Genomic DNA, 26,610 nt, shown 5'->3' on the forward strand with positions numbered 1-26,610 from the left:
CCTTGATCGCCCACAGGCTCGGGAGGGTGCCCTCGTGCGCCGAACATCTGGTGCCCTCGCGGCAGTTGCAGTCACCCTGGTGATGTCCACGACGGCGGGCTGCGGCTCCTTGCAGTCCTCGGCCACCGAGGTCGGCGGCGAGCGGCTGACCGACGACCGTCCCGTCCGCGACGGCGACACCCTGACCGTCGCCCTCAACGCCGACCCCGACAAGCTGGACCCGACGCTCGCCCAGACCCTCGTCGGCCGCACCGTCTTCGCCGGGATGTGCGAGAAGCTCTACGACGTCGACGCGCGGGGCAAGGTCGTGCCGCAGCTCGCGACCGCCCTGCCGAAGATCTCCGCCGACGGCCGCACCGTCTCCTTCGACGTCCGCGAGGACGCCCGCTTCAGCGACGGCACGAAGCTCGACGCGGCCGCCGTCGTCACCTCCCTGCTGCGCCACCGCGACCTCGCGGGATCGGCCCGCGCCACCGAACTGACCCCGCTGAAGCGCGCCGAGGCCACCGGCCCGTACAGCGTCCGCCTGACCCTCAAACAGGCGTACGTGCCGCTCACCGCGGTGCTCGCCGACCGTGCCGGCATGGTGATGTCCCCGGCCGCGCTGAAGAAGTACGGCAAGGACTTCACCAACCACCCCTCGTGCGTCGGCCCGTTCAAGTACGCCGAGCGCGTCGGCGGCGACCGCATCGTCCTCACCAAGGACGCCCGCTACTACGACGCGGACGCCGTCCACCTCGACAAGGTGATCTACAAGCCGATCCCGGACGGCAGCGTCCGCCTCGCCAACCTGCGCTCCGGCGACCTCCAGGTCGGCGACCAGATGGCCCCGGTCGACGTGAAGAGCGCCCTCACCGACAAGAAGCTCCAGCTCTTCAACTCGCCCTCGCTCGGCTACCAGGGCATCGGCATCAACGTCGGCAATGTCGCCGGGCTCGGCGAGGAACCCGGCCGCGTCGACACCCCGATGGCCCGCGACGTCCGCGTCCGTGAGGCGTTCGAGCTGGCCATCGACCGCGACCTCATCAACAAGGTCGTCTTCCAGGGCATGTACGAGCCTGCCTGCGGCCCCATATCGCCGCAGTCCGCGCTCGCCCCCGGCCGCAAGCCGTCCGAGTGCCCCGGACGCGACGTCCCGGCCGCGAAGCGGCTGCTGAAGCAGGCCGGCGTCCACACCCCTGTGCCCGTCGAGCTGAAGATCTCCACCACGCCCGAGTGGAGCCGTATCGGCCAGGTCATCCAGGCCATGGCCAAGGACGCCGGTTTCGCCGTCACGCTGCGCCCCACCGAATACGCCACCATGCTCGAGGAGACCGACGACGGGCACTACACGGCCTTCAACAGCGGCTGGTCTGGACGGCTCGACCCGGACGGCAACGTCGCCAGCTTCCTGCGGACCCGCGGCGCCATGAACGCCTACGGGCTCTCGGACAAGAAGATCGACGCACTCGTCGAACGCGGCCGCACCGAGGCCGACCCGGACGAACGCGCCGAGATCTACGACGAGTTGACCCGCCGCGTCAACGACGCCCACGCCCTGATCTACCTCTACCGCCAGAAGAACTACGTCGTCGCCGGGAAGGACGTCGCGGGCGTACGCGTCTACGGCGACGGCCTCGTGCGCGTGAAGAATGCGGGGTACGCCAAGTGACGACCGCCGAGACCACGGCTGTGAAGGCTCAGCTACGCGCGCCCGAAGTCAAGTCGCTCACCGGGCACCCCATGGCCAAGTACGTCCTGACCCGGCTGCGCCAGTCCGTCATCACCCTCTTCCTCGTCTCCATCGTCGTCTTCGCGGGGATCCGCGCCCTGCCGGGCGACCCGGCGCTCGCCCTCGCCGGTGAGGAGCGCAGCCCGGAGGCGCTGGCCGCGATCCGCTCGGAGTACGGCCTCGACGACAACATCGTGATCCAGTACGCGCGGTTCATCGGCCACGCCCTCCAGGGCGACCTCGGCACCTCCTCGCGCACCGGCCTCCCGGTCGCCGACGCCATCGGCCAGGCGCTGCCCGTCACGCTCGAACTCGCCGCCCTTTCACTGCTGTTGGCGATCGTGCTCGGCATCGGCGCCGGGATCGTCGCGGCCGTCAGGCGCGGCAGGCCGGCCGAGTGGATCGCCAACGTGCTCGCCCTGCTCGGCCTGTCGATCCCCACCTTCTGGCTGGGCATCGTCCTCGTCCTGGCCTTCGCGATCGCCCTGCCCGTCTTCGCGGCGTCCGGATTCGTGCCCTTCGGCGCCGACCCGCTCGACAACCTGCGCCGCATGGTGCTCCCCGCGATCGTCCTCGGCTCGGGGCTCGCCGCCGTCGTCATGCGCCAGACCCGCGCCGCGATGCTCGACTCGCTCTCCGCCGACTACGTGCGCACGGCCCGCGCCAAGGGGCTGCCGCGCCGCGCGGTCATCGGCGGCCACGCGCTCAGGAACTCCCTGGTCACCGTCGTCACCGTGCTCGGGCTCCAGCTCGGCCACCTGATCTCGGGCGCCGTCGTCACCGAGCAGATCTTCGTGCTCCCCGGCTTCGGCAAGCTGACCATCGACGCCGTCTTCACGCGTGACTACGCGACCCTGCAAGGCGTGGTGCTGTGCACCTCCGCCGCGTACATCTTCATCAACCTGCTGGTCGACGTGGCGTACTCGGTCATCGACCCGCGCATCCGGCTCGGAGGTGCCCGGTGACCGCACTGGCTCTGACAGGCATCCGCACCCAGGTGCTCAAGGGCGCGAGAAGTCCCAAGCTGCGCGCCCTGCGCAGGAACAAACTGGCCATGACCGGCGCCGTCATCGCCGCCGTCTTCGTACTGGCGGCCCTGCTCGCGCCGCTCATCGCGCCCTACGATCCCGCGCGGCCCGACTTCGACGACGTCCTCGCCGCGCCGAGCTGGAGCCACTGGCTCGGCACCGACGACCTCGGCCGCGACCAGCTCTCCCGGGTCCTCCACGGGGCCCGCGCCTCCATGCAGGTCGGCGTGGTCGCGGTCGTGTTCGCCTTCGTCATCGGCGTACCGCTCGGACTGCTCGCGGGCTTCTACGGGCGGTTCACCGACAGCGTCGTCTCCCGCGTCACCGACACGATGCTCGCCTTCCCGTTCCTGGTTCTGGCCGTCGGCCTCGCCGCGGTCCTCGGCCCGTCCCTCACCAACGCGACCATCGCCATCGGCATCTCGCAGATCCCGGCCGTCATACGTATCACCCGCGCCGAGACGCTCCGCCTCAAGCACGTCGACTACGTGGCCGCCGCCGTCGCCAACGGAGGCGGTGACGGGACCGTCCTCCTCCGCCACATCCTGCCGAACGCGACCTCCGCGCTCACCGTGCAGGCCACCGTCGGCATCCCCGCCGCGATCCTCGGCGAGGCGCTGCTCAGCTTCCTCGGCCTCGGCGTGCAGCCGCCCGAGCCCTCACTCGGCGTGATGCTCTCCTCCGCCCAGTCCTTCCTCGCACCCGCGCCCTGGATGGCCGTCTTCCCCGGCCTCGCCGTGGTCGCCGCGACCCTGGCGTTCAACCTGCTCGGCGACGGCCTGCGCGACGTCCTCGACCCCCGTGGAGCCACCCGATGAGCCCCGACCCCGTACTGAGCGTGCGCGACCTGTCGGTCTCCTTCCGCTCCGACACCCGTACCGTCCACGCCGTCGACCACCTCTCCTACGACCTGCGCGCGGGCGAGGTGCTCGCGGTGGTCGGCGAGTCCGGCTGCGGCAAGTCCGTCACGTCCATGGCCGTCATGGGGCTCCTTCCGCCCACCGCGCACATCACCGGATCCGTCCGGCTCGGGGAGCGGGAGCTGGCGGGCGCCGACGACAAGGCGTACGGGCGGATCCGCGGCAAGGACATCGCGATGATCTTCCAGGAGCCGATGACCAGCCTGAACCCGGTGCTCACCATCGGGCGGCAGATAGGGGAAGTACTCCGCCGCCATCAGGGGCTGTCGAAGAAGGAGGCACGCGCGCGTGCCGTCGAACTCCTCGGCCTCGTCGGCATCCCGGCGCCCGCCCAGCGCGTCGACGAGTACCCGCACCAGCTCTCCGGCGGTATGCGCCAGCGCGTCATGATCGCCATCGCGGTCGCCTGCGACCCGTCCGTGCTCATCGCCGACGAACCCACCACCGCGCTCGACGTGACCGTCCAGGCGGGCATCCTCGAGGTCCTCCAGTCGCTGCGCGACCGCCTCGGCACCGCGATCGTCCTCATCACGCACGACCTCGGCGTCGTCGCCGACATCGCCGACCGGGTCCTCGTCATGTACGCGGGCCGCCCCGTGGAACAGGCGCCGGTGGACGAGCTGTTCCAGGCGCCCCGGCACCCGTACACGCGCGGCCTGCTCTCCGCCGTGCTGCGCCCCGGCACCGCCAAGGAACGGCTCCCGGAGATCCCCGGCCTGGTGCCGAGCCTGGACGAGCAACCCGACGCCTGCACGTTCGCGCCGCGCTGCGCCCGCGCCGACGACACCTGCACCGCGTCACGGCCCGGCTTCAAGGCCGTCGCCGCCGACGCCGGGGCGGGCGCCGCGCACCGCGCCGCCTGCTGGCACCCGCACACCCTCCAGGAGGCCGCCTCATGAGCACCCCGGCACTCGAACTCATCGGCCTGGAGCGGCACTTCGCGGGCTCCGGCGGCACCGTGCGCGCCGCCGACGGCGTCACCCTGACCGTCGGGCGCGGCGAGGTCGTCGGGCTCGTCGGCGAGTCCGGCAGCGGCAAGTCGACCGTAGGCCGGTGCGCCGTCCGCCTCGACGAGCCCACCGGCGGCACCGTCCGCATCAACGGCACCGACGTGACGACCCTGTCGCGCCGCGCCCTGCGCCCCCTGCGCAAGAACTTCCACCTCGTCTTCCAGGACCCGTCGTCCTCGCTCGACCCGCGCATGACCGTCGGCCAGATCATCGCCGAGCCGCTGCGCCTGCACGGCATCGCGAAGAAGGAGGCCGCCCACGCGCGCGTGGCCGGGCTTCTCGCCCAAGTAGGGCTGCGCCCCGAGCACGCCGACCGGCATCCGCACGAGCTCTCCGGCGGCCAGCGCCAGCGCATCTCCATCGCCCGCGCGCTCTCCGTCGACCCGGACCTCCTGGTCGCGGACGAGCCGACGTCCGCCCTCGACGTCTCGGTGCAGGCCAGCGTCCTGAACCTGCTCGCCGACCTCCAGCGCGACCGCGGCTTCGGCTGCCTGTTCATCACGCACGACCTGGCCGCCGTCGAGTACCTCGCGGACCGGATCGCCGTCATGTACCTCGGGCAGATCGTCGAGCAGGCCCCCACCAAGGAGCTGTTCGCGGACCCCAAGCACCCGTACACGCAGGCCCTGCTCTCCGCCGCGCCCGTCCCCGACCCGGTCACCCAGCGCACCCGCGAGCGCATCGTCCTCAGCGGCGAACTGCCCAGCCCGCTCGCGCCCCCGCCCGGCTGCCGCTTCCACACGCGCTGCCCGCTCGCCGTGGACCGCTGCCGCACGGAGGTGCCGCCGCTGCGCGCCCTGGAGGGCGGCCGCGAGGTCTCCTGCCACCTTGTCGCCGATGACGGCATGGCCCCCGATGCCGCCACAGCTCGCTCCAAGACCTCTCGTACGATCCCGGACAACCGCACCGCCACCCGCTAGGAGCCTTCTTGTTCACCACCCGGCCGACCCTCCAGGGCACCTTCGGCATGGTGTCCTCCACGCACTACCTCGCCTCCCAGTCCGCGATGGCGGTCCTGGAGGACGGCGGCAACGCCTACGACGCCGCCGTCGCCGCCGGCTTCGTCCTGCACGTCGTCGAGCCGCACCTGAACGGGCCCGCGGGCGAGGTGCCGATCATCCTCGCCCCGGCCGGCGGCGAGGTACGCGTCCTGTGCGGCCAGGGCGGAGCGCCCGCCGGGGCCACCGTCGCCCACTACAAGTCCCTCGGCCTCGACCTCGTACCCGGCACAGGGCCCCTCGCCGCCGCCGTTCCCGGTGCCTTCGACGCCTGGATGCTCCTCCTCAAGGACCACGGCACGAAGTCCCTCGCCGACGTCCTGAAGTACGCCATCGGCTACGCGGAGGACGGCCACGCGCCCGTGGAGCGCGTCGGCGAGACCGTCGAGACCGTCCGCGAGCTGTTCGAGACCGAGTGGCCGTCCTCGGCCGAGATCTACCTGGCCGACGGCAAGGCGCCCGCTCCTGGCGAGTTGTTCCGCAACCCGCGGCTCGCCGCCACCTGGAAGCGGCTCACGGCGGAGGCGGAGGAGGCGGGCGCCGACCGCGTCGCGCAGATCGAGGCGGCGCGGCGCATCTGGCGCGAGGGCTTCATCGCCGAGGCGCTCGTCCGCCAGGCCGGGCGCCCCACCAAGGACACCAGCGGCGAGCACCACACCGGCACCCTCACCCGCGCCGACCTCGCCGCCTGGGAAGCGACCTACGAGGCCCCGGCGACGTACGACTGGAACGGCTGGACGCTCTGCAAGGCGGGCGGCTGGAGCCAGGGCCCCGCCTTCCTCCAGCAGCTCGCCCTGCTCCCGCCCGAGCTGCCCGCCCACGGCTCCGCCGACTACGTCCACCTGCTCGTCGAGGGCTGCAAGCTCGCCATGGCCGACCGCGAGGCCTGGTACGGCGACGCGCGTGACGTCCCCGTGGACGCGCTCCTGTCCGAGGAGTACAACGCCGGGCGCCGGGCTCTGATAGACCCGCAGAAGGCGTCGTACGAGCTGCGCCCCGGGCGCCCGCTCGGCTCTCCCGGCGCTGAGCCGCGGCTCAGCGCGCACGCGACCGCCGTCGCCGCCGGTGAGCCCGGTTTCGACGCCATGGGGGTCGCGGGCGCCGGTGAGCCCACCGTCGCCAAGCGCCCCACGTCCCCGGTGCCCGGCGAGCCCGACGTCGACAGCGACGGGCTGACCCGCGGCGACACCTGCCACCTCGACATCGTCGACCGCTGGGGCAACATGGTCGCCGCGACCCCGTCCGGCGGCTGGCTCCAGTCCAACCCGGTCGTGCCCGAGCTGGGCTTCCCGCTCGGTACGCGCCTGCAGATGGCGTGGCTGGAGGAGGGGCTGCCGAACTCGCTCACCCCGGGCCGCCGCCCGCGCACCACCCTCACCCCCTCGCTCGCCCTGAAGGACGGCGTTCCGGTGATGGCGTTCGGCACGCCCGGCGGCGACCAGCAGGACCAGTGGCAGCTGCACTTCTTCCTGGCGGTGGCCCTGCGCCCCGAGGTCCGCGGCGGCCTCGACCTCCAGGGCGCCATCGACGCCCCGAACTGGCACAACGACTCCTTCCCCGGCTCCTTCTTCCCGCGCGGCATGCGACCGGGGTCGGTCACCGTCGAGTCGCGGATGGCGGAGGAGGTCGTCGCTGAGCTGCGCCGCCGCGGCCATGACGTGACCGTCGGGGACGCCTGGTCCGAGGGGCGGCTGTGCGCCGTCGCCCGCGACCCGCGCACAGGTGTGCTGTCCGCGGCGGCGAACCCGCGGGGGATGCAGGGGTACGCGGTCGGCCGCTGAGCCGTACGCGCACGTGCACTGTGGGCGGGATCTCCGATTTCATGGTGATTCCACCCACAGTTCATCTGATCAGTACGCGTTGTCAGTGGGGCGTGTTCTCATGGGGACATGATCGAAACAGCCACAGAAAGCATCGACGACTTTCTGACCCGCACTATCGATGACCAGCTGGTGAGCGACGTGGAGCGGATCGTCCGCGCCGCGGCCGCCGCCGAGATCACGCCCCGCTTCCGGCAGCTCGCCGCCCACGAGATCCAGCAGAAGAGCGCCCCGCACGACCTGGTGACCGTCGCCGACAAGCGCGCCGAGGAGTACCTGACGCGCGAGCTGCCCGCTCTGCTCCCCGGCTCCGTCGTGGTGGGCGAGGAGGCGGTCGCCGCCGACCCGGCGACGTACGGCGCGATCCGGGGCGCGGCCCCGGTCTGGATCGTCGACCCGGTCGACGGAACCCGCCAGTTCGTCCACGGCGACCCCGGTTTCTGCACGCTCGTCGCGCTCGCCCTCGACGGCGTGGTCCTCGCGTCGTGGACGTACGCGCCCGCGCTCGGCGAGTTCGCCGTCGCGGTCCGCGGCCGGGGCGCGCGGCTCAACGGCCGGCTCCTGCCCGCGGGCGCCCCCGCGCCGGGCCGTGACCTGCGCGTCGCCACCTCGCACCCCGACTTCACCACCGACGCCCAGAAGCGCTCCCTGCTCGGCCTGCGTACCGAGGGCGTCGCGCCGCGCCCGTGCGGCTCGGCGGGCCTGGAGTACCTGGCGATAGCCCGCGGCGACCTCGAAGCGGTCGCCTTCGGCTGGGAGCTGGCCTGGGACCACGCCGCCGGACTGCTCCTCGTCGAGGAGACGGGCGGCGCGCACCTCACCCGCGACGGCCGCCCGTTTGTGATCACCGGGGGGAACGCGCTGCCGTTCACGGCGGCGCGGGACGCGGCCACGGCGCGCCGGGTCGCCGGGCTCCTCGCGGACGGCGTCTGACCTCGGCCCCGCCCGTCGGCCGGTGATCGCCGGGCGGTACCCGCGCCCGGCGATCCCGGTGGTCCGGCATATCCTGTGCGGGCAGTGGCCGTCGGCTGACGAAGGAGTCCGAAGGTGCCGTCGATGCTCGATGCCGTCGTGGTCGGTGCGGGGCCCAACGGTCTGACCGCCGCGGTCGAACTGGCCAGGCGGGGCTTCTCCGTGGCCCTCTTCGAGGCGGAGTCCACCGTCGGCGGCGGCGCCCGCACCGAGGAACTCACGCTGCCCGGCTTCCGCCACGACCCCTGCTCGGCGGCGCACCCGCTGGGCGTCAACTCCCCGGCGTTCAGGGCGATGCCGCTGGAGCGGTACGGGCTCGACTGGGCCCACCCCGAACTGCCCATGGCCCATCCGTTCCCGGACGGCACGGCCGCCGTCCTCGCCCGCTCCGTCGCCGAGACCGCCGCCTCGTTCGGGGCGCGCGACGCGGGCGCGTACCGCCGTCTGGTCGAACCGCTCCTGCCGCACTGGGACGCCCTGGTGCGGGACTTCATGTCCCTGCCGCTCAGCGCGCTGCCCCGGGACCCGCTCGCTCTCGCCCGCTTCGGCCTGCGCGGACTGCCGCCCGCCACCTGGCTGATGCGCCGCTTCCGCGACGAGCGGGCCGGCGCCCTGTTCTCCGGGCTCGTCGCCCACACCATCGCCCCGCTCGGCGGCTTCGCGACCTCGGCGATAGGGCTCGTCTTCGCGCTCGCCGCCCACGCGCGCGGGTGGCCGCTGGTCCGGGGCGGTACCCAGTCCCTCTCCGACGCGCTCGCCGCGTACCTGAAGGACCTCGGCGGCGTGATCCACACCGACTACACGGTCAAGCGCCTCGACGACCTGCCGCCCGCCCGCGCCTACGTCTTCGACACCTCGCCGACCGCCCTCGCGCGGATCGCGGGGCTCGGCCGCTACTACGACCGGTTCCGGTACGGGGCGAGCGTCTTCAAGCTCGACTACGCGCTCGACGGGCCCGTGCCGTGGACCGCGCCGGAGGCCAGGAAGGCGGGCACGGTGCAGGTCGGCCCGTACCAGGGCGACATCGACAAGGCGCTGCGCGCCGCGTCGGTCGAGGGCCGGGCCCCCGAGGCGCCGTTCCTCATCACCGTGCAGCCGAGCGTCGTCGACGCCTCGCGCGCGCCCGAGGGCAAGCACACGTTCTGGGCCTACGGCCACGTGCCGAACGGCTGGGACGGCGACCTCACCGACGCCGTCGAACGCCAACTGGAGCGTTTCGCCCCGGGGTTCAGGGACCTGATCCTCGCCCGCGCCACCGCGGGCCCGCCCGAACTCGCCGTGCGCAACGCCAACTACGTGGGCGGCGACATCTCCTGCGGCTCCGTCGGCGGGCTCCAGCTCCTGCTCCGGCCCAGACTGTCCCTCTCCCCGTACACGACCCCGCACCCGGCCGTCTTCCTCTGCTCCTCGGCGACCCCGCCGGGCCCGGGGGTGCACGGCATGTCCGGACACAACGCGGCCAAGGCCGTCTGGCGGCGACTGCGAGCGACATGACTACGCGACTGACCCTCATCCAGGGCGACATCACCGAGCAGGACGTGGACGCCGTGGTGAACGCGGCGAACTCCTCCCTCCTCGGCGGCGGGGGAGTCGACGGCGCCATCCACCGGCGCGGCGGCCCCGAGATCCTCGCCGCGTGCCGCGCCCTGCGCGCCTCCCACTACGGCAAGGGCCTGGCGACCGGCCAGGCCGTCGCGACCACGGCCGGACGCCTCCCGGCCCGCCACGTCATCCACACCGTCGGCCCCCGCTGGTCCCCGGCCGAGGACCGCTCGGAGCTGCTCGCCTCCTGCTACCGGGAGTCCCTGAGGATCGCCGCCGAACTCGACGCCCGTACGGTCGCGTTCCCCGCGATCTCCACGGGGATCTATGGCTGGCCCCTTGACGACGGGGCGCGGATCGCGGTGGAGACGGTACGGGGCGCGGTCCGGGCGGGGGTCGAGGAGGTGCGGTTCGTGGTGTTCGACGAACGGGGGCGAGTGGCTTTCGCCGCGTACCTGGACTGAGCCGTCCCCTGGGTCGAACCACTGCGGCCGGTGAGCCCCTCGGGGAGCACCTGAATCGGCGCCCTCAGCACGCCGGTGTCCGGATGCGGGCTTCGTCGTGACTGCTCGCGCTTCGTGGTGGAGCCGTTGATGGGCACAGTGCCGTGTCCTTGGGATGCGCACCTCGTGCGCCGTCTTCCCCCGGCAGGTGCCGCACGCCGTGGTGCGAGGACCATGTCGTATTCTCGCCAGCCACGTCGCTCACCATGCCCGATGCTGGATCCATGCCCACCGTCGAGAACGCCGCGCACGCGCCCGGCACCGCCGCCATGCACACCGACACCGAGCGGTGTGTCCGGGCCGTGCAGGCCAAGGACACCCGGTTCGACGGGGTGTTCTTCACCGCCGTCGTGACCACCCGCATCTACTGCAGGCCCGGCTGTCCGGTCGTGCCGCCCAAGCCGCGCAACATGCGGTTCTACCCGAGCGCCGCCGCCTGCCAGCAGGCCGGATTCCGGGCCTGCAAGCGGTGCCGGCCCGACACCAGCCCCGGCTCACCGGAGTGGAACCAGCGGGCCGACCTCACCGCCCGTGCCATGCGGCTGATCGCCGACGGGACCGTGGACCGGGAGGGTGTACCCGGCCTGGCAGGCCGCCTCGGGTACAGCGCCCGGCAGATCGAGCGGCAGCTCCTCGCCGAGCTGGGCGCCGGGCCGCTCGCGCTCGCCCGTGCCCAGCGCGCCCAGACCGCGCGGCTCCTCATCGAGACCACCGGGCTGCCGATGGCGGACATCGCGTTCGCCGCCGGGTTCGCCTCGATCCGCACCTTCAACGACACCGTCCGCGAGGTCTTCGCCCTCTCCCCGAGCGAGCTGCGCACCCGCGCGCCCCAGGGCCTGCCGAGCGCGCCCGGCGCGATCACGCTTCGGCTGCCGTTCCGCACGCCCCTCAACCCCGACAACCTCTTCGGCCACCTCGCGGCGACCGCCGTGCCCGGGGTCGAGGAGTGGCGGGACGGGGCGTACCGGCGCACGCTGCGGCTCCCGTACGGGCACGGCATCGTGGCCCTGACGCCGGGCGCCGAGCACATCGGGTGCCGGCTCGTCCTCACCGACCAGCGCGATCTGACCGTCGCCATCAGCCGCTGCCGCCGGATGCTCGACCTCGACGCCGACCCGGTCGCCGTGGACGAGCGGCTGCGCGCCGACCCGCTGCTCGCGCCGCTCGTCGACAAGGCGCCGGGCCGCCGGGTCCCGCGCACGGTCGACGAGGCCGAGTTCGCGGTCAGGGCCGTGCTCGGACAGCAGGTCTCCACCGCCGCCGCCCGCACCCACGCGGCCCGCCTTGTCCGGGCGCACGGCGAACCGGTCGACGACCCCGAGGGCGGCCTCACGCACCTCTTCCCGTCACCGGAGGCCCTGGCCTCGCTCGACCCGGAGACCCTTGCTCTGCCGCGTACGCGCCGGACCACGCTCACCACACTCGTACGCCGACTCGCCGACGGGGAGCTGACGTTGGGTCCCGAGTCCGACTGGGACGAGGCCCGCGCCCGCCTCGCCGAGCTGCCCGGTTTCGGGCCCTGGACCATCGAGGCCATCGCCATGCGCGCCCTCGGCGACCCGGACGCCTTCCTCCCCACGGACCTCGGGATGCGGCGCGCCGCACGGGAGCTGGGGATTGCGCACACCCCGGCGGCGCTCACCGCGCGGGCGGCGGCCTGGCGCCCGTGGCGCGCGTACGCCGTCCAGTACCTGTGGGCGACCGACAGCCACCCGATCAACTTCCTCCCCGGTCAGCCCAGCTAGCGAATGGAACCTACGGCCATGGAACACAGACAGCACACCGTCATCGACAGCGCCTACGGGCCGCTCACCCTCGTCGCCACCGACGGCACCCTCTCCGGTCTCTACATGACCGATCAGCGCCACCGCCCCGCCGAGGAGACGTTCGGCGCGCGCGACGAACGCCCCTTCGGGGCCGTCATCGACCAGCTGAACGCGTACTTCGCCGGGGAGCTTGTCGCCTTCGATGTGCCGCTGCACCTGCACGGCACGCCGTTTCAGCGCTCCGTCTGGGAGCGGCTCCGGAAGATCCCGTACGGCGAGACCCGTACGTACGGGGAGCTGGCCGCCGCCCTCGGCAACTCGGCCGCCTCCCGCGCCGTGGGCCTCGCCAACGGCAAGAACCCCGTCGGCGTCATCGTCCCCTGTCACCGGGTGATCGGCGCGAGCGGCGGCCTGACTGGGTACGGCGGCGGCCTGGAGCGCAAGCGCCGCCTGCTCGACTTCGAGCGCGGCACGGCCCTCTTCTAGGGCCTGGCCTCCGCTAGGGTTTGGCCTCCGCTAGGGCTTGGCCTCCGCGTCGACCGGCTTCGGGATCAGCAGCGACGTGAACAGGGCCGCCACGATCAGCACGAGCCCGGCCACGACACCGGCGCTGTACCCGCCGACGGACGTCCCGTCGGCGGGGGCGACCGCGTCCATCACCGCGTACAGGATGACGAAGCTGAGGCCCGCGCCCAGGTTGAAGCAGCCGGCGTTCAGGCCCGGCAGGAAGCCCGGGTTCTCCTCGGGGGAGAGGAGGATGCCGAGGCCGTTGAGCATGATGTTGACCGTGCCCGCGTAGGTCGCGCCGAGCAGGATCGACGAGGCGAGCAGCAGGCCCGAGGAGTCGGTCTGCAGCGTCAGCAGGGCGAGCACCGTCGCGACGGCCGTCGAGATCAGGCCGATGCGCAGGATGCGGCCGTAACCGAAGCTCGCCGCGAGCCGTCCGGCCAGCGGGCCCATCGCGAGGCCCGCGAGCGCGTACGGCGTCAGCGTCCACCAGGTCGCGCCCTCGGCACCGAGGCCGAGACCGACCCCGGCGTCCTGGGCGAAGCCCGGGAGCAGCCCGTTCATGATGGCGAAGACGCCGGTCATGGTCAGCATGGTCGACAGGAGCAGGGACCAGGTACCGCGCCGCTTCAGCAGGTGCGTGGCGACCAGCGGGGTCCGGGCGCGGGTCTCGAGGCGCCAGAACGCCCAGAACGCGAGCACGGCCAGGACGAGGAGCCCGATGGCGAGCGGCCAGTTCGCGTCGGCCAGCTTGCCCGCCTCGTTGAAGGCGATCAGCAGGGCACCGACGGAGACGACCAGGAGCGCGACGCCGGGCCAGTCCATGGGCGGCCGCTCCTGCGCGCGCGACTCGGACGCGAGGAAGCGGACGAGGAGGGCGGCGAGCGCCGCGAAGGCGGTCATGACCCAGAAGATCGACGCGTAACCGTGGTGCTCCGCGAGGGAGCCGCCCGCGAACGAGTCGACGCCCGCGATACCGCCGTTCACCGCCGTGACCAGGCCGAGCAGGGTCCCGTACCGCTTCGGGTCGGGCACCTCGACGCGCAGCATGATCAGCGCGAGCGGGATGGTCGGTCCTGACGCGCCCTGGATGACGCGGCCGACGGCGAGCGTGCCGACGGAGGTCGCGAGCGCGGAGATCACGCAGCCGACGGCCATCAGGACCATCATCCCGGTGAGCACCTTGCGGCGGCCGATCAGGTCGCCGAGGCGCGGCAGGAAGAGCGAGAACAGCGCGGCGGCCGTGAAGAAGGCCGTCTGCGTGACGCCGACGGCCGAGGCGGTGGTGTGCAGTTCGTCGGCCATCGTGGACAGCGCGGGGCTGAGCATCGACGCGTTGAGCTGAAAGGCGAAACTGGCCGCGAGCAGTGCGGCCATCAGGGCGCCGACCCGGGCGGGGCGGCCCGTACGGGGGCCGCCGGCCGGGGTGTGGGGGGTGGCGTCGACGCTCATGCCGCCGGGTCTCCGATACGGACGAGGGCGTCCACGACGAGGTTCCAGAACCGCTCGTGGTCGAGGTCGACGGCGACCTGGGTGTGGCAGTCGTCGGGCGCGGGGGCGCGCAGGTCGGTGACGGTCATGCCGAGGGTGAGCGTGCCGCGCAGCTCGATGTCGACGGGCGCCTTGCGTACGGTCATGACAGCCGGGTCGATCACGTACGCGACGGCGCACGGGTCGTGCACGGGCGGGTGTTCGAAGCCCTGGTTCTCGCGGTAGGCCTCGCGGAAGAACTCCAGGAGGTCCAGGACGAACGCGGCGGGTTTGGTGCCGACGGCCGCGATCTTCTTCTCCACCTCGGGGGTGGCGAGCGCCTGGTGGGTGAGGTCGAGGCCGACCATCGTGACCGGCCACTTCTCGTTGAAGACGATGTGGGCGGCCTCGGGGTCGATGACGATGTTGAACTCGGCGACCGGGCTCCAGTTGCCCTCGTGGAAACCGCCGCCCATCAGCACGACCTCGCGCACACGCTCCGCGATGCGGGGCTCCTTGCGCACGGCGAGCGCGATGTTCGTCAGGCCGGCGGTCGGCACGATGGTGATCTCGCCCGGCTCGTGCGCCATGACGGTGTCGATGATGAGGTCGACGGCGTGCCGGTCGTCCAGCTCGGTGGTGGCCTCGGCCAGCTCGGGCCCGTCCATGCCGGTGTCGCCGTGGATCTCGGCGGCGGTCTCGATCTCGCGCACCAGCGGCCGCGCGCAGCCCGCCGCGAAGGGCACGCCCGTGATCCCGGCGATGGCGGCCACCGAGAGCGCGTTGCGGGTCACCTTCTCCAGGGTCTGGTTCCCGACGACGGTCGTCACGGCGACCAGGTCGATGTCGGGGTTGCCGTGCGCGAGGAGCATGGCGATCGCGTCGTCGTGCCCCGGGTCGCAGTCGAGAATGATCTTCCTGGCCAACGGAATGAGCCCCTTTGCTCCGAAAAAACTGTCCACGGATAGCTCACCTGCCACAGGCCATGCTGTCAACGCGCGTAGATGACCAACTTGCGGTGGTCTGCTTCGTACGGACCTCCAAGGAAGCGGAGGCGAGCCTTCCTCAGTGATCCTAGGCGTGGGTCAGGTCTGGCCTGGCCCGCTGGTCTGGTCTGGATCAGGTTTGGATCAGTTCCACCGTCCGCGCGGCCAGTTCGCTGACGCGCACCCCGTCGAAGCCGAAGACCGCGCTGCGGACCCGGTCCTCCAGCGGCGCCGTCCACTGCTCGGGGATGGCCGCGGCCCCGCACAGCACACCGGCGACGGAACCGGCCGTCGCCCCGTTGGAGTCGGTGTCGAGACCGCCGCGCACCGTCAGGGCGAGGGTGTGGGTGAAGTCACCGCCGCCGTACAGCAGGGCGGCGGTGATCACGGCGGCGTTCGGGACCGTGTGGATCCAGCCGAGCCCCGCCGTCTCCCGCTCGACCGTGGCGAGCGTCTCCTCCCAGCCCAGGCGCGCGTCATGGAGCGACGTCGTCCGGCGCACGACACGGGCCAGGCGGCTGCTCGCCGGGATCGTGGTCAGCGCCGCGTCGAGCGCGGCCCGCGCGGACGGTGCCGTGAACGCGGCGGCCACCAGCGCCGCCGCCCACATCGCGCCGTACACACCGTTCCCGGTGTGCGAGAGCGCCGCGTCGCGCCGGGCCAGGTACGCGGCCCGGCGCGGATCCCCGGGCGACGTCCAGCCGTAGACGTCCGCGCGGATCAGCGCGCCGATCCACTCCTGGTAGGGGTTGTCGTACGTGGCCGTCAGCGGCGGCTTCAACCCGTTCGCGAGATTGCGGTACGCGGCGCGCTCCGCCGTGAACGTCTGCAGGTACGGAAGGCGCAGCAGCCACATTTCGCCCACCTGCTCCGTGCTGAACGCGGAGCCGAACGTCTCGAGCAGATGCAGGTTGAGGATCGCGTAGTCCACGTCGTCGTCCCGGCAGCTGCCGTGGACCCGCCCCCGGACGCACCGCTGCCACCCCGGGCGCAGCGCCGACGCGATCTCCTCCGACGGCGGCTGGGGGAGGTAGTCGGTCAGCGGCAGCGCCTCCGCCTCCCGCAGATAGCGGTCGATGCGCGCCCGCGTCCACACGTCGCCCTGCTCGACCGGCTTGCCGAGCATGTTTCCGGCGACGCGGCCCAGCCAGCCGCCGAGGACACGGTCGGCGAGGAAGTTCTCGGTGAGCGTGGGGCGGGCGGGAGGGGCCGTCGGCGTCATGAACCCGGTCTACTCGCTTCCCACCCCGCCTGCCAGTACCCCTGGTCAGCCCGCGGGCACCCCTGGGCAGCGGGCACCTCCTGCGGTTAAGGTCGCAGCGGCGCGACTGCCTTGACGCGAGCAAGGCCCGAAACAGCAAGGGGAGCAAGGTGGCGGACGCTGCACAGGCCGCGCGACGCGTGTTGATCGCTGCGGACAAGTTCAAGGGGTCGCTCACCGCGGTGCAGGTAGCCGAGCGGGTGGGCGCGGGGCTTCGCCGGGTCGCGCCGGACGTCGAGATCGCGTCCGTGCCCGTCGCGGACGGCGGGGACGGCACGGTCGCGGCGGCGGTCGCCGCGGGGTTCGAGCGCCGCGAGGTCCGGGTGACCGGGCCGCTCGGTGAACCGGTGACGGCGGCGTACGCGCTGCGCGACGGCACGGCCGTGGTGGAGGTGGCGGAGGCGTCGGGCCTCCAGCTGCTGCCCGAGGGCGTCTTCGCTCCCCTGACCGCCACGACGTACGGCTCCGGGGAGGTCATCGCCGCCGCGCTCGACGCGGGGGCCACGTCCATCGTCCTCGGCGTCGGCGGCAGCGCCACGACCGACGGCGGCGCGGGGATGCTGGCCGCGCTCGGCGCCCGTTTCCTGGACGCGTCGGGCGCGCAGGTCGGGCCGGGTGGCGGGGCCCTGGCCTCGCTGGCCTCCGCCGACCTGTCGGGGCTCGACCCGCGCCTTTCCGCGGTGTCCGTCGTCCTCGCCAGCGACGTCGACAACCCGCTCACCGGGCCCAAGGGCGCGCCCGCGGTCTACGGTCCCCAGAAGGGCGCCACGCCCGAGGACGTGGCCGAACTCGACGCGGCGCTCGGGCACTTCGCGAAGGTGCTCGGGGAGTGTGCCGGGCCGAGGGCGCTCGAGTACGCGCAGTCGCCCGGGGCGGGGGCCGCCGGGGGGATCGGGTACGGGGCGCTCGTCGGTCTCGGGGCGAGTTTCCGGGCCGGGATCGAGGTCATGCTCGACGTCCTCGGATTCGCGCCGGCGCTCGAAGGGGCCACGCTGGTCATCACCGGCGAAGGGTCGTTGGACGAGCAGACCCTGCACGGCAAGGCGCCGGCGGGTGTGGCGGCCGCGGCGCGCGCGGCCGGCATCGAGGTCGTCGCGGTCTGCGGCCGCCTGGCCCTCGACCCGGCCGCGCTCGGCCGGGCCGGCATCCGGCGGGCCTACGCTCTCACGGAACTGGAGCCCGACGTGTCCCGCTGCATCGCCGAGGCGGGGCCCATCCTGGAGGATCTGGCTGAGCGCATCGCGGCCGATTTCCTGAACTGATCGACCGCCGCCCGGCGCCGTCGCCCACGGACCCCGCGCGGCTCCCCGCGCCCCTGGGACACGCACGCCATGCGATGCCCTGGCCGGGAGCGGTAGCGGGGGCGGGGGGTCGGATGCGGCGCCGCGGGGGCTGGTCGCGCAGTTCCCCGCGCCCCTGGAATGCGCACTGCGTGCGGCATTCCCCGTCCGTTCTCGGGCGCGGCTCTCGCCGTGGTTGCTCGCGCAGTTCCCCGCGCCCCTGAAGGCCTGCGGCTACGCCGCGCCTCCTCCGCCGCCGCGCTCCAACGAGGCGGCGCACGCCGATGCCGCGCCACAAGACGACTCCCGGAGACAGCGCACGAAGTGCGCGTCTCAGGGGCGCGGGGAACGGCGCGAGCAACCACGACGGCGTCGCGGCCGCCTGCGGGGAGGACGTCGCACGAAGTGCGCGTCTCGGGGGCGCGGGGAACGGCGCGAGCAACCACGACGGCGCGGCAGCCGCGCACGCACATTTCAGGGGCGCGGGGAACGGCGCGACCAGCCACCCCCACCCCCGCCCCCATCCCACCCCCGACCCCCTACGGCGAGTGCGACAACCGATACGCGTCCAGCGCCAATGTCATCTCCATCAGATCCCTCGGCCGCGACAACGACCGCGAGGTCAACTGCTCGAGCCGACGAAGCCGGTTGAACACGGTGTTCCGGTGACAGTACAACCGCCCGGCCGCCCGCCCGGCGGAACCTTCGCAGGCCAGCCACGCATCCAGCGTCTCCAGGAGCACAGCCCGGTCGGCGGGTTCGAGGGAGAGCAGCTCACCGAAGACCCCGGCGACGAGCCGCTGCGCGAGGTCCGGCTGGCTCACCACGAGCGCCGTAGGCATGCGCTGGTCGAGGCGTACCACGCCCGCCGTCTCCGGAGGACATGTCCGCAACGCAAGCTCCGCGAGGCGCCGCGCGTGCCCCAGCTCGGCAAGCCCCGTGACGACGGGGCTCAGCCCGCCAGGCCCCGGGCACCGCCCGTCGAGCAGCGCCGCCAACTCCTCCAGCTCACGGCCCGCGCCGAGCGCGACCACCCCCAGCTCACAATCCGCCCGCATCCGCCAGACGAACCGGAACCCCGGGTCCTGGATCCGCCGGTGGAACGCCTCCCGCCCGTCCCGCCGCTCGACCCGGAGCACGACGACCGCGTACGGACCGTGCTCGGGCAGGTCGAGCCCGGCCGCAGCCCGCGCGGCGAGCCCCGGCGCGGGGCGCCCCCCCAGCAACGCGTCGAGCAGGGCCTGCATCTGCTCATCGGTCCGCCGCCGCAGCTCGAGCTCCGTCGCCCGGTACGCCTCGGACGCCGCCTCGGCCTGCGCGTCGACCGCCGCCCACACCATCGTCGCGGACCGCATGAGGGCGGAGAGCCGGTCGGGTTCGCGGCCCGCGCTCTCCATCAGGGCGTCCCAGACCAGGTAACCCGCGTTGCGGTACGCGTGCACCAGCAGGTCCAGGGGCAGCCCCTGGCCCGCCCGCCGCCGCCCCGCCTCCTCCGCGTACGCCAGATCACGGCGCGGTGAGTCGCGCGGCGCGGAGATCGTCTCGATGCCGATCCGCATCGCCTCCTCCGCCTCCCGCCACTGGACGTCGTACGGCAGCACGCGCGCGTACACGTCGGAGAACGCGGACAGCTGCCGCAGATGCTCGTCGACCAGTTCGGGCACCCGTTCGAGCAGCGTTGTGCACGCCTCCTTCAGGAGCTTCCAGTCCTGCCCGGTGCGATGCCTGCGCCCGCCCATCGCCCCTCCCCAACACCTCGTAAAGCGACGGCAAAGGACTCACTTGCTTGTCCGGAGGATGCCATCCCGCGCTCGTCCCCGGCAGGGCCCTGACACGGGGTCTTGTGCGCGCGCACAACCGAGGCGGGCGGGCGCTGGGCCCGCGCAGCGATTCGGGGGCCGCCCGTGGACGGGCCGCCCGCGCGGTGCTGTCGTGAGCGCCACCGGTCCAGGGAGGGACACAGAGTGACCGATGCACAAGGGGAGGGCCTCGCCGTCGACACGATGTCGGTCGGCTACGGCCCCGTACGCGCCTTGCGCGGTGTGACGCTGAAGGTGCCGCAAGGCGCCTGCGTCGCCGTGCTCGGCGGCAACGGCGCGGGGAAGTCGACGCTGCTGCGCGCCGTCTCGCGCACGCTGCAATTCCACGGTGGGACGGTCACGTCCGGCGAGGCACGGTTCGGCGGGCGCAGGATCAGCGGCCTGTCCGCCGACCGCGTCGTGGCCGCCGGCGTCTGCCACGTACCGGAGGGGCGGCGGGTGTTCGCCCGGATGACCGTCGCCGACAACCTGCGGGCCGGCGCGCTCGGTTCGACCGGCTCGCGCGCCGACAAGGCGGCCGCGCTGCGCCGCGTCCACGAACTGTTCCCGGTCCTCGCCGACCGGGCCCACCAGCGCGCGGGGCTGCTCTCCGGCGGCGAACAGCAGATGCTGGCCGTCGGCCGCGCCTTGATGGCGGGCCCCCGCCTGCTCCTGCTCGACGAACCGTCGCTCGGCCTGGCCCCGCTGATGGCGGCCCGCATCGCCGACACGATCCGGGAGATCAACGCCCAGGGCGTCTCGGTCCTCCTCGTCGAGCAGAACGCGGCGCTGGCGCTCCGCCTCGCCTCGCAGGCGTACGTCCTCGAGGTCGGCGAGATCACCCTGCACGGCCCCGCCGACGAACTGGCGGGCTCCGACGAGGTGCGCCGCCGCTACCTCGGCGTCGTCGACGAGACGGCCGCCGCGGACGCCTCCGGCGGCGCCTCGCACGCCCCGGTCCTGCGGCGCTGGGGAGGCGCGCGATGACACCGCCGACCACGACCGGCACGGACCCGTCGTCCGCACGCGGGCCGGTCCCCGCCCGCGCGGCCCGCACGACGGTCCGACGACCGCACCCGGGGCCCGGAGGTGCCTGGTGACCACCACGACCGCGACCAGCACCGACATACCGCCCCTGCACGTACGCGACCTCACCGTCCGCTTCGCCGGCCTCACCGCTCTCGACGCCATCGGCTTCACCGTCGAGCCCGGCACCGTGCACGCCGTCATCGGCCCGAACGGCGCGGGCAAGTCGACCTGCTTCAACGTGCTGTCCGGCGTCTACCGCGCCACCGCCGGCACCGTCCACCTCGGCGACCAGGAGCTCACCGGCCTCTCCCCGCACCGCATCGCCGGGCTCGGCGTGGCCCGGATCTTCCAGAACCTGGCCCTGCCGCCGCGCACCACGGTCGCCGACAGCCTGCTGCTCGGCCGCCACCGGCTGACCCGGACCGGCTTCGTCGCCGCCGGGCTGCGGCTGCCCTCCGCCGTCCGGGAGGAGCGCCTGCACCGCGCGCGGGTCCGCGAGATCGCCGAGTTCGTCGGCATCGCCGACCAGCTCTCCACCCCGACCGGCGCCCTGCCCTACGGGCAGCAGAAGCTCGCCGAGCTCGCCCGCGCCCTGTGCATGGAGCCCCGTGTCCTGCTGCTCGACGAGCCCGTCGCCGGAATGACGGCGGACGAGCGGCGCCGTACCGCGGCCGTGATCGCGGGTGTCCGCGACAGCCTCGGGATCTCCATCGTCCTGGTCGAACACGACATGGGAGTCGTCATGCGCCTCGCCGACGAGGTCACCGTCCTCGACTTCGGCCGCCGGATCGCCGGCGGACCACCGGAGCGCGTCCAGAACGACCCGGCGGTGATCCAGGCGTACCTGGGCGCACCCACCGAGAGCGACGCGAACGGCACCACGAACGGGGAGACCACGGCATGACCACGTTCCTCGAACTCCTCCTCAACGGGCTCTCCATGGGCTCCGTGTACGCGCTCATCGCCCTCGGCTTCGTCGTCATCTTCCGCGCCACGGAGGTCGTGAACTTCGCCCACGCGTCCCTGCTCCTCGCGGGCGGCTATGTCACGGCCGTCCTCCACGACGACATCGGCTTCTGGCCCGCGCTCGGCGTCGGCATCGCCGCCGCGGCGGTGGTCGGCGCCGCCGTCGAGTTCTTCGTGATGCGCCGCTACCGGGGGCACGACCAGTCCGTCCTCGCCATCGTCACGATCGGCGTCGACATCCTGCTGACCACCGAACTCACCCGCCGCCTCGGCACCGACGTCCTGTCCATGGGCGACCCGTGGGGCGATGCCGTGCTGACCGTCGGCGGGGTGTCGATCGCGCACACCCGCATCGCCGCGTTCGTCACCGCCGCGCTGCTCATCACCGCCTTCCTGCTCGTCTTCCGCTACACGTCGTGGGGCGTCGCGATGCGCGCCGCCGCCGAGAGCGGGGAGACGGCCGCGCTCATGGGCGTACGCCTGCACCGGGTGTCGCTCGGCGCATGGGCCGTGGCGGGCGGGCTCGCGGCCGTCGCCGCGCTGTTCCTGTGCGTCTTCCCGACACCGGGCCTGGAGCGCGCCACCTCCCTGGCCGCGCTCAAAGCCTTCCCCGCCGCGATCCTCGGCGGGCTCGACTCGACCACGGGCGCGCTCGTCGGCGGCCTGGTCGTCGGCGTCACCGAGTCCCTCGCCACCGGCTACCAGAGCGAGCTGGCCTTCATGGGCCGCGGCCTCGGCGACCTCGCGCCCTACCTCGTGATGACCGTGATTCTCCTGCTGCGGCCCTCCGGCCTCTTCGGCACGAAGGAGCTGGCCCGTGTCTGACACCCTCGCCGCCACGAAGACCGCGGACCACCCGGAACGCGACACCCCGGCCCGCACGCTCCTCACCCGCCGCGGCACCTACGCCGTCGCCGGCTGCGCCCTGCTCCTCCTCGCCCTGCCCTTCTACCTCGACCGGTTCTGGCTCCAGGCGGGCCTCTTCGCCATGGCCGCCGCGATCGGGGCGATCGGCCTGAACCTCCTCACCGGCGCCACCGGCCAGCTCTCCATGGGCCACGCCTTCTTCCTCGCCGTCGGCGCGTACGGCTACTGCGTCTTCGCGGGGGAGCGCGGCGAGGAGCTCAACGGGCTCGGCCTTCCCCCGTGGCTCGCCGCCGTCCTGGCCGTCCTCGTCGCCGGGGTCGCGGGCGGCCTGTTCAGCCCCATCGCGGGCCGCCTGAAGGGCGCGTACCTCGGCATCGCGACGCTCGCGCTGATCTTCATCGGGCAGCACGTCCTGTTCAACGCCGAGGACCTGACCGGCGGCGCCAACGGCCGCGACGTCCCCGCGATGAGCCTGTTCGGGCTCACCTTCGACGACACGCCGCTCAACGTCGCGAGCGTCCCCTTCGGCTCCGCCGAGAAGCTCTGGTACCTCGGACTGCTGCTCCTGCTCGGCTGCGGCCTGTTCGCCCGCGGAGTGCTGCGAGGACGGCCCGGCCGCGCCATGAACGCCATCCGCGACCACCGCATCGCGGCGGGCGTCCTGGGCGTCCCCGTGGCCCGCTACCGAGGCGCCGTCTTCGTCCTGTCCTCGATGTACGCGGGCCTGGCCGGCGTCCTCCTGGCCCTCGTCTTCCAGCGCACGGTGCCGGACTACTTCGGCATCACGCTGTCCCTGGAGTACCTGGCGATGATCGTCATCGGCGGCCTGGGCTCGGTGGCGGGCGCGGTCGTGGGCGCCGTGTTCGTCTCCCTGCTGCCCCAGATCCTCACCCGCTACAGCGACGCCCTGCCCCTCGTCTCGGCCCCCGGCACCGGCGGCGTCGCGCCGGGCGAGGCCGCCCGCTACCTCTACGGCGCCGCCGTCGTGGCAGTGGTCCTGTTCCTACCGGGCGGCCTCGTGCAACTGGCCCGGCGCACCCGGAAACACCCTCAGGAGGAGTCATGACCGCCCGTACCCGCCCCACCCGCACGCTCACGGTGACCGCCGTGGCCGCGCTGCTCGCGCTCACCGCCGCGTGCAGCAACAAGGCCGAGGACGGGGGAGGAGACGAGAAGCAGAGCGCGGGCGGCATCAAGACCGGCCAGGGCATCTCGGGCAAGACCATCGACCTCGGCGTCCTCACCGACATGACCGGCGTGTACGCGACCCTCGGCAAGAGCGTCACACAGGCCCAGCAGCTCTACGTCAAGCAGGTCAACGCCGACGGCGGCATCTGCGGCTACCAGCTCAAGCTCACCGTCCGGGACCACGGCTACGACCCGCAGAAGGCCGTCGCCGGCTACACCGAGCTGTCACCGAAGGTGCTCGGCTTCACGCAGTTCATAGGCTCGCCGTTCGTAGCGGCGGTGGAGAAGCGCATAGACACGGACAAGGCCCTCGTCCTTCCCCAGGCCTGGTCCTCGAACCTCCTCGGCAGCCCGTACGTGCGCATCATCGGCTCCACGTACGACATCGAGACGATCAACGCGATCGACTTCCTGATGAAGGAGAAGGGGCTGAAGAAGGGCGACAAGCTCGGCCACGTCTACTTCGAGGGCGACTACGGCGAGAGCGCGCTGAAGGGCTCGAAGTTCATGGCGAAGGAGGCCGGGCTCACCGTCGTCGAGCAGAAGATCAAGCCGACCGACAACGACATGACCGCGCAGGTCGCCGCCCTGAAGAAGGCGGGCGTCGACGCCATCGTGATCAGCGCGGGCCCGCGCCAGGCGGCCTCCCTGGTCGGCGTCGCGGCGGCGGCGAAGCTGATGGTTCCGGTGATCGGCAACAACTCGGCGTACTCCCCCCAGCTCCTGGGCACCCAGGCGGCCCCGGCCCTGCTGGCCAACTACTACGTCGCCTCCCCCTCCCTCCCCATCGGCGCGGACACCCCGGAGGCGAAGAAGCTGGTCGACGACTACAAGAAGGCGTACCCCGAGGACGGCCTCGACAACGGCGTCGTAGCGGGCTGGACGGCCGCCGGCGTCTTCGGCGAGGCCTTGAAGAAGGCGTGCGAGTCGAAGGACCTGACCCGCGAGAGCGTCGACAAGGCCCTGCTCTCCCTCAACGGCTACGACATGGGCTTCGGCGTCGACCAGAACTTCACCGACCCCAAGGCCCCGTCCTCCTACAAGTCGGTCATCCTCCAGCCCGACAAGGCGGCGGTGGGCGGCCTGAAGGTACTCCAGCAGCCGGTTGAGGCCGCGCAGGCGAAGACGTACGCGCAGAGCGCCGGCTAGGCAGCGCCCCACCAGGCATGCCGCTAGGGCACACAGGCGCACAGGCGCACAGGCGCAAAGGACGAGGGGCCCGGGCCGTCAAGGCTCGGGCCCCTCGTCACACCGCCCGGGGCGCGGGCAACCGCGACCGGCCACCACGGACCGGTGCCCGCCCCGGGACGGACGCCTCTGCGGCGCGCAGGCGCAAAAACGGGGGCCCGAGCCAACAGGCTCGGGCCCCCCGTTTTTGTGTTCCGTCGGGCTACGACTGGGCCCGGGCCTCCCGCCGGTTGTCCCGGAAGTTGTTCACCCGCCGCGCCGTGGCGAACAGCGGAATGACGGCCCCCAGCACCAGCTGCAGCGCGCACCCGGTCTGGAGCAGCAGCTGCCCCCCCGGCGCGTCGAACGCCCAGGCCGCGAGCAGCCCCATGCTGAGCACGATCCACGACAGCATGGCCACCGCGAGGCGCCCACGCGGCTTCGGGTACTCGACCCGGCTGACCATCAGCCACGCCGTACCGATGATGGCGAGCAGAGTCGCCACGAAGGGCAGCTCGAGCAGGACGATGGAGACGACGGTCAGCGCCCCGAACGGCGACGGCATGCCCTGGAACGTGCCGTCCTTCACGGTCACGCACGAGAACCGCGCAAGCCTCAGCACCACCGCCAACAGCACCACGATGGCCCCGACGGCCGCGACTCTCTGGTGCGCGTCATTGGCGACCATGCCGTAGACGAGCACGAAGTACGCGGGCGCGAGCCCGAAGCTGATCAGGTCCGAGAGGTTGTCCAGCTCGGCCCCCATCGGCGAGGAGCGCAGCTTGCGGGCGACCAGACCGTCGAACAGGTCGAAGATCGCGGCGGCCAGCATCAGGATCACCGCGGTCGCGGCGCTGCTGCGGGCCATGCCGGAGTCGTTGCTGCCCTGGATGTGCGGGATGAGGATGCCGGTCGTCGTGAAGTAGACCGCCATGAAGCCGCACGTGGCGTTGCCGAGGGTGAGGGTGTCCGCTATCGACAGGCGAAGCGAGAGCGGCATCTCCTCCGCGTCGTCCGCCTCGTCGTTGTCGTTCATGGGCACCCAGCCCGCCTGGGTCTCCGGATCAGTCACGGTCAAGTCGAGTCACCCCTGCCACGGTCTTCTGGCCGACCTCCACGTCGATCTCCACACCCTCGGGCAGGTAGATGTCGACGCGCGAGCCGAACCGGATGAGACCGATGCGCTCGCCCTGCTCGACCTTGGTGCCGCGCGGGATGTAGGGCACGATGCGGCGGGCGACGGCACCGGCGATCTGGATCATCTCGATGTCACCGAGCTCGGTGTCGAAGTGCCAGACGACGCGCTCGTTGTTCTCGCTCTCCTTGTTGAACGCCGGGACGAATCCGCCCGGGACGTGTTCGACGGAGGTCACGGTGCCCGCGAGGGGAGCGCGGTTCACGTGCACGTTCAGCGGGCTCATGAAGATCGCGACGCGGGTGCGGCCGTCCTTCCACGGCATGATGCTCTGCACCACGCCGTCGGCGGGCGAGATGACCCGGCCCTCGGCGATCTCGCGCTCGGGGTCGCGGAAGAACCAGAGCATGCCGGCCGCCAGAGCGGTGGCCGGGACGGCGAGCGCCGCCGCGTTCTTCGAACGGCGCGAACGGGCCAGGCTCACTGCGGCCGTGGCCACGGTCGGGAGAAGCCACGGCGATGCTCCGCGCGCAAGGCGACCACCGGGGAAGCCGTCGCGAGGTGCAGAGGTTTGGCTGTGGGGCATGGATGACCTTCGTAGCGGATGAGGCCGCGCTGGTTACGGGGGGACGGCGGCTTTTCCGAGGAATGCTATCGGTTGCGAGCCACAACTGGGCAAGCCAGG

General features: G+C 72.7%; 23 protein-coding genes. 17 read left to right on the plus strand and 6 right to left on the minus strand.

Annotated elements, in window-relative coordinates:
• Positions 1-82 precede the first annotated feature (82 nt).
• The 11 genes from ACH4RC_RS02370 (at position 83) to ACH4RC_RS02420 (ending at position 12,756) form a co-directional block, all read left to right on the plus strand.
• Positions 83-1,651: an ABC transporter substrate-binding protein gene (locus ACH4RC_RS02370; protein ID WP_398195656.1), complete on the plus strand. Its 1,569-nt coding sequence runs from the start codon at positions 83-85 to the stop codon at positions 1,649-1,651.
• Between the two features lie 71 nt (positions 1,652-1,722).
• Entirely contained in the window at positions 1,723-2,676 is a 954-nt protein-coding gene (locus ACH4RC_RS02375; protein ID WP_398195658.1) for an ABC transporter permease, read from the plus strand.
• Positions 2,677-2,687: 11 nt separating this feature from the next.
• On the plus strand, positions 2,688-3,557 hold the full coding sequence (locus ACH4RC_RS02380) for an ABC transporter permease (RefSeq protein WP_398195660.1): 870 nt from the start codon (positions 2,688-2,690) through the stop codon (positions 3,555-3,557).
• Positions 3,554-4,558 carry an ABC transporter ATP-binding protein gene (locus ACH4RC_RS02385; protein WP_398194050.1) on the plus strand — a complete coding sequence of 335 codons (1,005 nt, stop codon included), beginning with the start codon at positions 3,554-3,556 and terminating at the stop codon, positions 4,556-4,558. Before ACH4RC_RS02380 ends, ACH4RC_RS02385 begins: the two co-directional genes overlap by 4 nt.
• Positions 4,555-5,589, plus strand: coding sequence for an ABC transporter ATP-binding protein (locus ACH4RC_RS02390; protein ID WP_398194053.1), 1,035 nt, complete (start codon positions 4,555-4,557; stop codon positions 5,587-5,589). The genes ACH4RC_RS02385 and ACH4RC_RS02390 overlap by 4 nt, the downstream gene beginning before the upstream one ends.
• A gap of 8 nt (positions 5,590-5,597) precedes the next feature.
• Positions 5,598-7,448 (plus strand): gamma-glutamyltransferase family protein, encoded by a 1,851-nt coding sequence (locus tag ACH4RC_RS02395; RefSeq protein ID WP_398194055.1) that lies wholly within the window; start codon positions 5,598-5,600, stop codon positions 7,446-7,448.
• A gap of 108 nt (positions 7,449-7,556) precedes the next feature.
• Positions 7,557-8,420 (plus strand): inositol monophosphatase family protein, encoded by an 864-nt coding sequence (locus tag ACH4RC_RS02400; RefSeq protein ID WP_398194057.1) that lies wholly within the window; start codon positions 7,557-7,559, stop codon positions 8,418-8,420.
• Positions 8,421-8,534: 114 nt separating this feature from the next.
• Complete coding sequence (locus ACH4RC_RS02405; RefSeq protein WP_398194059.1) at positions 8,535-9,953, plus strand: phytoene desaturase family protein; 1,419 nt, start codon at positions 8,535-8,537, stop codon at positions 9,951-9,953.
• On the plus strand, positions 9,950-10,465 hold the full coding sequence (locus ACH4RC_RS02410; protein ID WP_398194062.1) for an O-acetyl-ADP-ribose deacetylase: 516 nt from the start codon (positions 9,950-9,952) through the stop codon (positions 10,463-10,465). The genes ACH4RC_RS02405 and ACH4RC_RS02410 overlap by 4 nt, the downstream gene beginning before the upstream one ends.
• A 308-nt stretch (positions 10,466-10,773) precedes the next feature.
• Positions 10,774-12,249, plus strand: coding sequence for an AlkA N-terminal domain-containing protein (locus ACH4RC_RS02415; RefSeq protein ID WP_398195662.1), 1,476 nt, complete (start codon positions 10,774-10,776; stop codon positions 12,247-12,249).
• Positions 12,250-12,267: 18 nt separating this feature from the next.
• On the plus strand, positions 12,268-12,756 hold the full coding sequence (locus tag ACH4RC_RS02420) for a methylated-DNA--[protein]-cysteine S-methyltransferase (protein WP_398194065.1): 489 nt from the start codon (positions 12,268-12,270) through the stop codon (positions 12,754-12,756).
• 30 nt (positions 12,757-12,786) lie between these two features.
• Here ACH4RC_RS02420 and ACH4RC_RS02425 read toward each other — a convergent pair whose 3' ends face one another.
• The 3 genes from ACH4RC_RS02425 to ACH4RC_RS02435 form a co-directional block, all read right to left on the minus strand.
• Complete coding sequence (locus ACH4RC_RS02425) at positions 12,787-14,229, minus strand: MFS transporter (RefSeq protein WP_398194068.1); 1,443 nt, start codon at positions 14,227-14,229, stop codon at positions 12,787-12,789.
• Positions 14,226-15,173, minus strand: a complete 948-nt coding sequence (locus ACH4RC_RS02430) for a nucleoside hydrolase (protein WP_398194070.1) — start codon at positions 15,171-15,173, stop codon at positions 14,226-14,228. The genes ACH4RC_RS02425 and ACH4RC_RS02430 overlap by 4 nt, the downstream gene beginning before the upstream one ends.
• A gap of 193 nt (positions 15,174-15,366) precedes the next feature.
• The gene (locus ACH4RC_RS02435) at positions 15,367-16,455 is read right to left on the minus strand and encodes an ADP-ribosylglycohydrolase family protein (protein WP_398194073.1); all 1,089 of its coding nucleotides are present in this window, start codon (positions 16,453-16,455) and stop codon (positions 15,367-15,369) included.
• A gap of 149 nt (positions 16,456-16,604) precedes the next feature.
• Between ACH4RC_RS02435 and ACH4RC_RS02440 the strand changes: the two genes are divergently transcribed.
• Complete coding sequence (locus ACH4RC_RS02440) at positions 16,605-17,756, plus strand: glycerate kinase (RefSeq protein ID WP_398194076.1); 1,152 nt, start codon at positions 16,605-16,607, stop codon at positions 17,754-17,756.
• 557 nt (positions 17,757-18,313) lie between these two features.
• Here ACH4RC_RS02440 and ACH4RC_RS02445 read toward each other — a convergent pair.
• The gene (locus tag ACH4RC_RS02445) at positions 18,314-19,513 is read right to left on the minus strand and encodes a PucR family transcriptional regulator (protein WP_398194079.1); all 1,200 of its coding nucleotides are present in this window, start codon (positions 19,511-19,513) and stop codon (positions 18,314-18,316) included.
• 264 nt (positions 19,514-19,777) lie between these two features.
• Between ACH4RC_RS02445 and ACH4RC_RS02450 the strand changes: the two genes are divergently transcribed.
• From ACH4RC_RS02450 to ACH4RC_RS02470, 5 genes are all read left to right on the plus strand, one after another.
• Complete coding sequence (locus ACH4RC_RS02450) at positions 19,778-20,560, plus strand: ABC transporter ATP-binding protein (RefSeq protein ID WP_398195663.1); 783 nt, start codon at positions 19,778-19,780, stop codon at positions 20,558-20,560.
• A gap of 109 nt (positions 20,561-20,669) precedes the next feature.
• Positions 20,670-21,506 (plus strand): ABC transporter ATP-binding protein, encoded by an 837-nt coding sequence (locus ACH4RC_RS02455; RefSeq protein WP_398194081.1) that lies wholly within the window; start codon positions 20,670-20,672, stop codon positions 21,504-21,506.
• The gene (locus ACH4RC_RS02460) at positions 21,503-22,393 is read left to right on the plus strand and encodes a branched-chain amino acid ABC transporter permease (protein WP_398194084.1); all 891 of its coding nucleotides are present in this window, start codon (positions 21,503-21,505) and stop codon (positions 22,391-22,393) included. The genes ACH4RC_RS02455 and ACH4RC_RS02460 overlap by 4 nt, the downstream gene beginning before the upstream one ends.
• A complete protein-coding gene (locus ACH4RC_RS02465) occupies positions 22,386-23,501 on the plus strand; it encodes a branched-chain amino acid ABC transporter permease (RefSeq protein ID WP_398194087.1) in 1,116 nt (371 codons plus the stop codon). The genes ACH4RC_RS02460 and ACH4RC_RS02465 overlap by 8 nt, the downstream gene beginning before the upstream one ends.
• Positions 23,498-24,772, plus strand: coding sequence for an ABC transporter substrate-binding protein (locus ACH4RC_RS02470; RefSeq protein ID WP_398194090.1), 1,275 nt, complete (start codon positions 23,498-23,500; stop codon positions 24,770-24,772). The genes ACH4RC_RS02465 and ACH4RC_RS02470 overlap by 4 nt, the downstream gene beginning before the upstream one ends.
• A 241-nt stretch (positions 24,773-25,013) precedes the next feature.
• Here ACH4RC_RS02470 and pssA read toward each other — a convergent pair whose 3' ends face one another.
• Positions 25,014-25,826: a CDP-diacylglycerol--serine O-phosphatidyltransferase gene (pssA, locus tag ACH4RC_RS02475; protein WP_398195665.1), complete on the minus strand. Its 813-nt coding sequence runs from the start codon at positions 25,824-25,826 to the stop codon at positions 25,014-25,016.
• Positions 25,827-25,854: 28 nt separating this feature from the next.
• Positions 25,855-26,511: a phosphatidylserine decarboxylase gene (locus ACH4RC_RS02480; protein WP_398194092.1), complete on the minus strand. Its 657-nt coding sequence runs from the start codon at positions 26,509-26,511 to the stop codon at positions 25,855-25,857.
• Between the last annotated feature and the right edge of the window lie 99 nt (positions 26,512-26,610).

It is taken from the genome of Streptomyces sp. NPDC016845 (genome assembly GCF_044332585.1).
GTDB lineage: Bacteria > Actinomycetota > Actinomycetes > Streptomycetales > Streptomycetaceae > Streptomyces.